This window comes from Halomonas sp. G11, assembly GCF_001663515.1.
Taxonomy (GTDB): domain Bacteria; phylum Pseudomonadota; class Gammaproteobacteria; order Pseudomonadales; family Halomonadaceae; genus Vreelandella.
Genome location: NZ_LYXG01000006.1, coordinates 99393 through 109184 on the forward strand (window position 1 = coordinate 99393; position 9792 = coordinate 109184).

The window sequence follows — 9792 nt, forward strand, 5'->3', positions numbered from 1 at the left end:
AAGGGTACGGGGATCAGCTAACGGCAGGGGTCTAACAGCTATCGATGGACATTCCTCATCAACGCTTGGTGTACTTCCGCGTTACCCTGGAGTCTGGTTCAGTGCGCCGCGCAGCGGCGCGCTTGGACATTGCTCCCTCGGCGGTTAGTCGGCAAATTGCATTGCTGGAAGAAGCCTTGGGAGCCACCCTGATGGAACGTCATCGCGATGGCATTTCGCCTACCCCGGTAGGCGAAATGTTGCTTGAATACTGCGAACGCCGCGGCGCCCTTGATGAAGGGTTTATTGAGTCACTTGAATCCTACCAGCGCATGGAAACCGGCAAGATATCGCTTACCGTCGGTGAAGGGTTTGTCAGTGACCTAGTCGCATCCCCGCTGCATGAATTTACCCAACGCTATGCGGGCATTCAGCTCGATATCCATACCGCAGGCACCTCGGGCATTATTGACGCCATTGTCGACGATCACTCGCACATCGGCTTGATGTTCCATGAGCGAACCCACCCCCAGCTACGCTTCTGGGCATCCAAGCCTCAGCCACTCATGGCCATTCTGCCGCCCGACCACCCGTTAACCAGCCAAACGGCACCGCTCACGCTTACCCAGCTTAGCGACCAGCCCATGGCCATGTGGGACACTACCCATGGGGTGCGTCAAATGGTTGACCAAGCCTTTCAGCAGTCGCGTATAGCCCCGCGCATGGCGATGAATACCAACTCAATGGTGATCTTGGCCCAGTATGTGCGTAGCGGCATGGGCATTACCCTCCTGCCCGCCTTTGCCGTCGCCCACGATTTAGAGCTCGGCACGTTAGTGGCGCGCCCCGTAGATAACCCACTTTTTCAGCGCTCCCAGGCCCACATGGTCACGCGGGTAGGCCGCCAACAGCCCAAGGCCAGTATTCTGCTGCTACGCCACCTGCAGCGCTGGATGCAGGCATTCCGAAACCCCGGCTCGGTAAGCGATCAACCAACACCACTGCCGTAACCAAACGCCACGCTGGCTTCGGGGGCGGTTTCCACCCAGACGCTTTGCGGCACCGTGTATTCGCGCAGTCCATCCAAACCGCTGGAGCGACCAAAGCCGCTATCGCCAAAGCCACCAAAAGGCGACATCACGCTAATCGCCTTGTAGCTATTGATCCATACCGTGCCCGCACGCAGTTGCCCGGCGACGCGATGTGCCCTTGCTACGTCCTGGCTCCAAACGGCACCAGCCAAGCCAAAACGTGTTTCGTTGGCGAGTTGAATGGCCTGAGCCTCATCGTCGAAGGCCATGGCCACCAGCACCGGGCCAAACACCTCTTGCTGGACGATCTTCATATCAGGGGTGACATCGACCAGCACGGTAGGGGCGATAAAATAGCCCTGAGCCTCGTCAGGTAATCCCTCTGGTCGTTTACCGCCCGTTAACAACGTTGCACCAGCGGCTACCGCCGCATCAATCATGCGGGTGACCTGATCAAATTGGCGGCGATTCTGCAGCGGCCCCATCCGGGTCGCTTCATCACTGGGCAGGCCCACCGCAATCTGCTCCGCCGCCCGCGCCAAGCGGGTGGTGACCTGCTCAAACATTCCGCGCTCAATCAATAAGCGCGACCCTGCCACACAGCTTTGGCCAGCGGCGGCAAAAATGGCCGCCTGGGCGCCCGCAACGGCTTCATCCAGCTTAGCATCGGCAAACACGATATTGGCGGATTTGCCCCCCAGCTCTAACACGCTGGGCACCAGCCGCCTCGCGCCCGCTTCGGCAATCATGCGTCCGCTCTGGGGGGAACCCACAAATACCAGTTTGCTGATGGCAGGGTGGTCGGTCAGTGCTGCGCCGGTCGACTTGCCCAGCCCGTTGACGATATTAATCAGCCCTTTAGGAAGCCCGCCGCTTTCGAGTAGTTTGGCAATCACCACCGATGAGAAGGGCGTCAGCTCAGAAGGCTTCAGTACTACGCCGTTGCCCGCCGCAATAGCCGGGGCCAACTGCCAGGCACAGGTGAACATCGGGGCATTCCAGGGGGTAATCTGCCCCACCACGCCGTAAGGTACATGGCGCACATAGTTAAGATGCGAGGTAGGCACTGGAATCACTTCGCCGTGCTGCTTATCGCACCAGCCCGCGTAGTACTCGAACATCTCGCGCACTTTGCCGACTTCAGCCCGGCAGTCACGAATCGGCTTACCGGCCACCACACTTTCCAACTGAGCCAGCGCCTCTTCATGGCCCGCCAGGCCGCGTACGGCGGCGTTCATGCGACGTCCGCGCTCGCTGGCGGTGAGCGCCATCCATTCACGTTGGCCTCGCTGTGCCGCTTGGGTGGCACGCTCAATAAGCCCAGCACCCGCGTCGTGATAGCCCACCAGTGTTTCGCCGGTGGCTGGGTTAATCAGGCTGATCATTTCACCATCACCCGCGACTAATTCGCCATCAACCCAGTTGCTCAGCAGCGTGGTGGCCGTTAACCCAAAACCTTCGAGCAGCGTGGCAAGGTGGTCTTGGGCATGTTGGCTAAGTGCGTTCATGACGGCTCCTCCGCCTGGCTGGCACGCGCTAATATCGGCGTGGTGATATGGTTAAAATCATCGCTATCGGTTGGTTGTTCGGGGTTCGCGTGCCAGGCATCGACCACGGCTTGTAACAGCGGCGAGGGGATATCCAGTTGCTCAGCGGCATCCCGGGCCAAACGTAAATCCTTACGCATCAAACCGGTGGTAAAGCCAGAATCGAAACGCTCACTCAACACCCACTCTGGGAAGTTCACCTCGCTGACCGCGCTGCGCCCAGAACCATTGTTAAGGCCTGCCAAGCAGGCCGCGGGGTCAACACCCGCCTTGGCTGCCATAGCAACGGCTTCGGCGGTGGTTAACAAGTGCGCGGCACACAGGTAATTATTGGCAAGCTTGACCACATGGCCGCTGCCCGGGCCGCCCACATGGGTACGCTTAGCCGACATGGCTTCCAGCATCGGCAATACGCGTTCGATAGTGCTTTCATCGCCCCCTAACAGCATCCCTAGCTTGCCGCTGGCAGCGCCTTTAGGGCCGCCGCTAACGGGGGCGTCCAGCCATTGAAGACCCGCTGAGATGACGTTTTCAGCCAGTTCGCGACTAACCTGAGGATCACTTGTCGACGTATCCACAATCACACTGCCTTTCGGCGCTAGGCTGAGTAAGCCCGGTGATTGCTCGATCACCTCGCGCACATGGGCGGAAGTCGGCAGCGACAGAAGGTATACATCGCTTGCAGGTAGTTCTTCGGGCGCCACGACGGGTAACCCCTGGGCAGCGAGGCGTGACCGCGCCTGCTCAAATAGATCACTACCCGTTACTGCAAACCCTGCTGCTTTAAGGGTGAGCGCCATATTGCCGCCCATCTGCCCCAGCCCGATGACTGTAATGGTTAAAGACATTCTATAACTCCCTACAGCGCTTTTTGGGTAACGAAACGCCGTGTTCGGTGTTGATATTTGGCGTAGACGCTCCCCTACCCATTGGGCATCAGAGAGCGAATAACGCTTGTAGTTAAAAAAAGTAACGATTTAGACGAGCAGTGCGCTTACCAGCTCCACCCAGTAGCGTGCGCCTAGCGGCAATAGTGCGTCGTTAAAGTCATAGCGCGGGTTGTGCAGCGACGCGGACGCCTCGCCGTTGCCCATCCAGATATAGGCGCCGGGGCGCTCGGCAAGTAGAAACGAGAAATCCTCAGAGGCCATGCTGGGCGGTGGGTTGCGGATCACGTTCTCGCTACCGAGTAAGCGCTCCAGCACCGAGGCGCAGTGCTGCGCGTTTTCAGGGGTATTGATAGTGGCGGGATAGCAGCGCTGGTAATCCAGCTCAACGGTCAAGCCATGAAACTCCGCCAGGCTGGCAATCGCCTGCTTAAAGCGCGTCTCCAAGTGCTCTTTAAGCGTCATATCAAAGCAGCGCAGCGTGCCGCGCAGCGCCACCTGCTCGGGAATTACGTTAAACGTATCCCCCGCGTTAATGCTGGTAATGCTCAGCACGGCAGATTTGTCCGGTGGCGTTTCGCGGCTTACCAGCCCTTGCAGCTGGCCGATCAGTTGGCAGCTCGCCAAAACCGTATCAGTACCTAAATGGGGCATCGCCGCATGGCAGCCCTTGCCAGTCAGCGTCAGGCTAAAGATGTCGAAGGCGGCCATGACGTCGGTGTCGTGCACCGCGGCGACGCCTACGGGCAGCCCCGGCCAGTTATGCAAGCCGTACACGGCATCCATGGGAAAGCGCTCAAACAGCCCCTCTTCAACCATCACCCGGCCGCCGCCTGCGTTCTCTTCGGCGGGTTGAAAGATAAACACCACCCGGCCTTTGAAATCCGGCTGCTGCTTTAACGCCCAGGCAGCGCCCAACAGCATCGTTGTGTGTCCATCGTGGCCGCAGGCGTGCATCTTGCCCGGCGTTTGCGACGCGTAGGCAAGCGCAGTCTCTTCGCGAATATCCAAGGCGTCGATATCGGCCCGCAGGCCGATGGTTTTACCTTCACCTTGTTGACCATCCAGAGCGGCTACCACACCCGTTCCGGCAATCCCGGTGGTTACCTCAAATCCCCACTCAGTCAGCAGCTCGGCAATACGCGCACTGGTGCGGTGCTCCTCAAAGGCGGTTTCCGGGTGTTGGTGAAAATCGTGGCGCCAGGCGATTAGCGCTTCATTCTCCGGTAAGTCTACTGAAGCAGTCATCGTCTTGTCCTTAAAGCATCAAGTGGGCGACAACGGCAGAGCCAATAAAGGTACCGGTAAAGACCAGCAGGGCCACAATCACCAGCTTCCAGCCAGTTTGCTTGAACATGGCAAACTCACGACCGGTAAGCGCCAGCCCTGCGTAGGCCAGTACCGGTGTGACCACCGCAAGAAAGTCCACTTCGGCCAATCGGGCGATTATCCAGCCGTTACCCGGAAAAAAGGGCAGCGTTGCGATAATGCTCACCAGCGACACCCAGGCCACGCTGGGTAGGTAAAATGGGCAAAAACGGCCAATCACCAAACCGATAATGACCATCACATACAGAATCAGCATGCCGGGCAGCGCGTCTAACAGCGGCGAACCGTTGACGATATTGCTAAACCACGCAGCGATACACACGGCGGCCAGTACCAAAGCCGTTTTGCCGAGCTGGTTTTCCGGGCGCAGCTCTTTTAGCGCTTCGGCATCAAACTGATCGACCGTACTCTCATGAGTTTTCATGGCTAACCTCCTGACGCGAACCTTTTAAGCGCTTGTACATCCACTCGGTGACCGGTAGCGCGATAAATAGCGAGATATACAGACCGGTGGCGTAGGTGAGCAGGTTGCTGGCCCCGGCAAAGGCGAGCAGCTCATCCTTGGATGCCGGAGCCGCTTCGGCCAAGGCAGCCGAACACGCTGCCACCATGCTGCCACTGCCCACCCCACAGGCCATGGCCAGAGCACGAATATCGAGAATATCTAGCGAGGCGATATAGCCCGCCATCAAGGCAAAGTAGAGCGTGCCAAACATGGTGCCCACGACATAAACACCCATGATGCCGATACCCTCCGGACTTCTTAGCCCGTAACGGTCTGAAATAATGGCAATATTGGGTTCGCGGGCGATAGAGTAGGTAGCCCCGATCGATTCCCGACCCATTTTAAGCACCAAGACCGCAAAGGGCAGCGCGATCAGCATGGTGCCCAAATTGCCCAGTTCCTGGAGTATCAGCGCCGGGCCCGCCGCAATAATTTGCTCAATGGCAGGACCAATGGTGGAGCCAAACTTGGCAATAAACGGCAAAATAGCGACCAGAATGATCGGGCCTGCGGCATTGCTGACCGGTTTGGGAATGACCTTGCCCATTGTCGAGAAAAGATGAGGATTGAACAGTACGCCAATTACAAAGGCGTAGAGCAGCGGTAGTAACAGCAGTGTTCCTGGCCCAAGGGGAATACGTACGATGCCGACCCACTCGGCAAACATCGACGTCACAATCACCGTGAGGTGCAGACGCCAGTCCAGCAGCAGCTTGAGATCCATAGGAGTATCCTGTTTTTTTTAGAGTCACTCCGAGTATCGAAAGGTTACTGTTTCAATCATAGGGCTTTAGTGCGCTATTTTTTAGAACGCTCAACCGTTGGGAGCGGAAGTGGCGACATCCACCGCCCACAGCGTTATACTAAAGTCTAGTATCTAACTATAAGAGTCTCTATGCCCATCGCCTTACCGCTGCGCCGCCTCTGGACGCTGGATAAGTTCGCCTACAGCCTGCGCGTGTTTATCGCCTTCAGCGGTGCGCTACTGCTGAGCGCGCTGCTGGGCGATGTCGCGCTGGTCATCCCGCTGTTTCTGGGTATTATCGCCAGCGCCCTGTCGGAAACCGACGACAGCTGGGAGGGTCGCTTTCAGGCGCTACTGGTGACGCTTGCCTGCTTTGCCTCGGCGTCGTTCATCGTACAGTGGCTGTTCCCCTGGCCGTGGCTGTTTGCCCTGTGGCTGGCAGTGTCGACCTTTACCCTGATCATGCTCGGGGCCATTGGCCAACGCTACGCCACCATCGCCTCCGGTACACTGATTCTGTCGATCTATTCGATGATCAACATTGAACAGCACGGCGGGGTGGATGAAGATGTCGCCTACCGCCAGCTTTTGCTCCTGGCGGGTGCCGCCTGGTACGGCGTTATTTCGGTCATCTGGTGTGCGCTTTTTTCGCGCCAACCGGTCAAGCAGAGCATGGCGCGGGTATACAAGGCGCTGGGGGAATTTCTGATCTTGAAGTCGGCCTTGTTCGAGCCGGTCCGGGGCGTGGATGTCGAGGCCCGCCGTGTGGCGCTGGCACGTCAGAACGGCAAGGTCGTCACCGCACTTAATCAGGCCAAGGAGATGATCTTTCGTCGCCTGGAAGGCCAGCGGGGTGACCAGAAGCTCAACCGGTATCTACGCATCTACTTTATCGCCCAGGATATCCACGAGCGCGCAAGCTCCACTCACTACCCGTATAGCGCCCTGACCGAGGCGTTTTTTCACCATGACGTGCTGTTTCGCTGCCAGCGGCTGCTTGATCAACAAGGTCGTGCCTGCCGTCAGCTAGCCAAGTCGCTACTGCTCAACCGCCCGTTCGGCCACGAACAAAGCGAGCAGGCCCTGGCTGATCTACGCGCCTCGATTGATAACCTTGACGACCGGGAAAAACCCGAGTGGCGCCCGCTCATGCGCCCGCTCAACGCACTGGCCGACAACCTGACCACCCTGGAAGCGCAGATTGCCAGTGCGCACAATCCGGACACCGGCAGCGAACGCCGTGACAGCGCGCTTTACGACCGTTCACCCTCTAGCCTGCTGGAAGCCTGGAAACGGGTGCGGCTCAACTTTACCTTGGGCTCGCCCACTTTTCGCCATGCAGTGAGACTCTCCATCGCGCTAATGACCGGCTACGGGATCATGCAGTGGATTGACCCTCAGCAGGGCTTTTGGATTCTGCTCACCACGTTGTTTGTCTGTCGGCCCAACTTTGCCACCACACGACGTTTCCTCTCTCAGCGGATCATGGGCACGGTGTTGGGATTGATCGTCGGTTGGGCGTCGATCAGCCTGTTCCCGCAACCACTGGTACAAAGCTTGATCGCGGTCGCCGCGGGGGTATCGTTCTTCGCCAACCGCGAAAAGCACTACGTGATCGCCACCGCCTCGATCACCCTGCTGGTGCTGTGCAGTTTCAATCAGGTGGGTGACGGCTTCGATCTTATCTGGCCGCGCCTGTTCGATACGCTGATTGGCGCCCTGATCGCGGGCCTGGCGGTATTCTTCATTTTGCCCGATTGGCAAGGTCGGCGGCTGAATCGCGAGGCCGCGCATGTGCTGACCAACCATCGCCGCTACCTGGAAGAAATCATTCACCAGTACGAAGAAGGCAAGCAGGACGATTTAGCGTATCGCCTGGCACGGCGCAATGCGCATAACGCCGATGCGGCGTTGTCCACGCTGCTCACCAATATGCTTCACGAGCCGGGGCATTACCGTAAGCAGGATGCCGACAACGGGCTGCGCTTTCTGGTGCTCTCCAACACCCTGCTGAGCCACCTTTCGGCACTCGGTGCCCATCGCCACCAGCTAGCCGACGACGAGGACGACAGCGCGTCTGTGCCCGCCGCCACGCGCATGTGCGAACTGCTCGACCAGCTCGCCGAGCAGCTTCAAAATCGCCAGCCGATCACCCCACTGTCGACCCAGGCCGAGGCGCTGATCGCACAGCTCGATGACCAAGACCCAGCCAAAGAGGAAAACGCCGCCACGCGTTACCGGCCCATCCAGAGCCAGTTACGCCTGATTGCTAACCAGCTGGCACCGTTGAGCGAGGCGGCGAGTCGTCTTATCAGCGCGCCGACAGTGGAAACATAACGGCTCAAAGGCGCTCATTGTAAGCGATCTCCTACACGTGTAAGAGATCGCTGTGACGTGCCCTGCAAGGGTTGCGCTTCGCTTCTGGCTCGCTATTCTGATCGTCTTTATTAGTAGTTGACGATCCGGGGAGCGGCATGATGTCGGAAAGGATGGGGGCGGAGACAGGCCTGCAGTTCACCCTAAGGCTACCGGGGGTGGATGATGTCGCGGTGATCGACTTCACCCACCGCGAAGCGTTCTCCCAGCCTTTCGAATTGGCGCTCAACCTGGCCAGCCGTGATGGCAGCCTGGAGGCTGCCGACCTCCTGGATCGTGAAGCAACACTCACCATCTGGCAGGACGGCGAACCGCTGCGCCGGGTGCACGGTATTGTCAGCGAGTTTGGCCGCGGCGACCGCGGCCATCGCCGTACTTTCTACTCCCTGGTGCTGCGCCCGGCGCTATGGCGGCTTTCACTGCGCCACAACTCGCGCATCTTCCAGAAAGTCGACCCGCTCACCATCATCAATACCCTGTGCGACGAGCGCGGCATCCGCGACGTGGCCTTTGCGGTCACCCGCGAGCTTGCCGAGCGCGAGTACTGCGTGCAGTACCGCGAGACCGACCTTGCCTTTATCGAGCGCCTGGCCGCGGAAGAGGGCCTGTTTTACTTTCATGAGTTCGAGGATAGTGACGGCGGCGCCCACCGACTGGTGTTTGCTGACGACCCGCAGGTACTGACCCATCTCGGCGAGCGCACGTACCACAGCCGCGCTGGCGGCACCGCACCCACACGTCATGTACGCAAGCTCAGCCACACCGCCCGGGTGGGAAGTTCGTCCGCCACGCTGAAAGACTACAGCTTTAAAAATCCCGCCTATGCGCAGTTCCACGACCACCTGGGCCGGGACGTCGAGCAGCACGGCCAGCAAGTGGACTACGAACACTACGACTACCCTGGCCGCTACAAGCAGGACGCCTCCGGCGAGCCCTTTACCCGTATCCGCCTGGAACAGCTGCGCCGGGAAGCGATCACCGCCAGTGCCGAAAGCGACCTGCCCGAACTCGCCCCCGGCCTGCGCTTTACACTGACTGACCACGACACTGACAGCCTCAACCGCGACTGGCAGGCCATCAGTGTTCTTCACCACGGCGAACAGCCCCAGGCGCTGGAAGAAGATGGCATCACGCAGGGTGACGCTGCCGGGATGACCCGCTACCACAACCAGGTCATGCTGATCCCCGGCGATGCCCCCTGGCGCGCCACGCCAAATCCCAAGCCCCGTGTCGATGGGCCCCAGGTCGCCTTTGTGGTCGGCCCGGACGGCGAAGAGATTCACTGCGACGAGCATGGCCGGGTCAAGGTCCAGTTCCCCTGGGATCGCTACGCTGAACCCAATGAAACGGCAAGCTGCTGGGTGCGGGTTGCCCAGGGCTGGGCAGGCGGAGG

The 9792-nt window shown here is 59.3% G+C and carries 8 protein-coding genes; 3 read left to right on the forward strand and 5 right to left on the reverse strand.

Annotated elements, in window-relative coordinates; all coding sequences use genetic code 11:
* The first annotated feature begins 44 nt into the window (after positions 1–44).
* The gene (locus ADS46_RS03925; RefSeq protein WP_066316489.1) at positions 45–989 is read left to right on the forward strand and encodes a LysR family transcriptional regulator; all 945 of its coding nucleotides are present in this window, start codon (positions 45–47) and stop codon (positions 987–989) included.
* On the opposite strand, the gene ADS46_RS03930 is transcribed toward ADS46_RS03925, so the two are convergent.
* The 5 genes from ADS46_RS03930 to ADS46_RS03950 are packed head-to-tail and all read right to left on the reverse strand — an operon-like array spanning position 968 to position 6002.
* Complete coding sequence (locus tag ADS46_RS03930) at positions 968–2518, reverse strand: aldehyde dehydrogenase family protein (RefSeq protein WP_066316490.1); 1551 nt, start codon at positions 2516–2518, stop codon at positions 968–970. The two genes, ADS46_RS03925 and ADS46_RS03930, sit on opposite strands and share 22 nt — an antisense overlap.
* Positions 2515–3534 (reverse strand): NAD(P)-dependent oxidoreductase, encoded by a 1020-nt coding sequence (locus ADS46_RS03935; protein WP_420706088.1) that lies wholly within the window; start codon positions 3532–3534, stop codon positions 2515–2517. The genes ADS46_RS03930 and ADS46_RS03935 overlap by 4 nt, the downstream gene beginning before the upstream one ends.
* The gene (locus ADS46_RS03940) at positions 3535–4692 is read right to left on the reverse strand and encodes a M20 aminoacylase family protein (RefSeq protein WP_066316496.1); all 1158 of its coding nucleotides are present in this window, start codon (positions 4690–4692) and stop codon (positions 3535–3537) included.
* A gap of 10 nt (positions 4693–4702) precedes the next feature.
* Positions 4703–5197 (reverse strand): hypothetical protein, encoded by a 495-nt coding sequence (locus ADS46_RS03945; protein WP_082925973.1) that lies wholly within the window; start codon positions 5195–5197, stop codon positions 4703–4705.
* Positions 5184–6002 (reverse strand): DUF3100 domain-containing protein, encoded by an 819-nt coding sequence (locus ADS46_RS03950; protein ID WP_066316499.1) that lies wholly within the window; start codon positions 6000–6002, stop codon positions 5184–5186. Before ADS46_RS03950 ends, ADS46_RS03945 begins: the two co-directional genes overlap by 14 nt.
* 171 nt (positions 6003–6173) lie before the next feature.
* On the opposite strand from ADS46_RS03950, the gene yccS reads away from it, so the two are divergent.
* The gene (gene yccS, locus ADS46_RS03955; RefSeq protein WP_066316501.1) at positions 6174–8360 is read left to right on the forward strand and encodes a YccS family putative transporter; all 2187 of its coding nucleotides are present in this window, start codon (positions 6174–6176) and stop codon (positions 8358–8360) included.
* Positions 8361–8512: 152 nt separating this feature from the next.
* Positions 8513–9792 (forward strand): type VI secretion system tip protein TssI/VgrG (gene tssI, locus ADS46_RS03960; RefSeq protein WP_156524469.1); only part of this gene is annotated, 1280 nt, incomplete at its 3' end.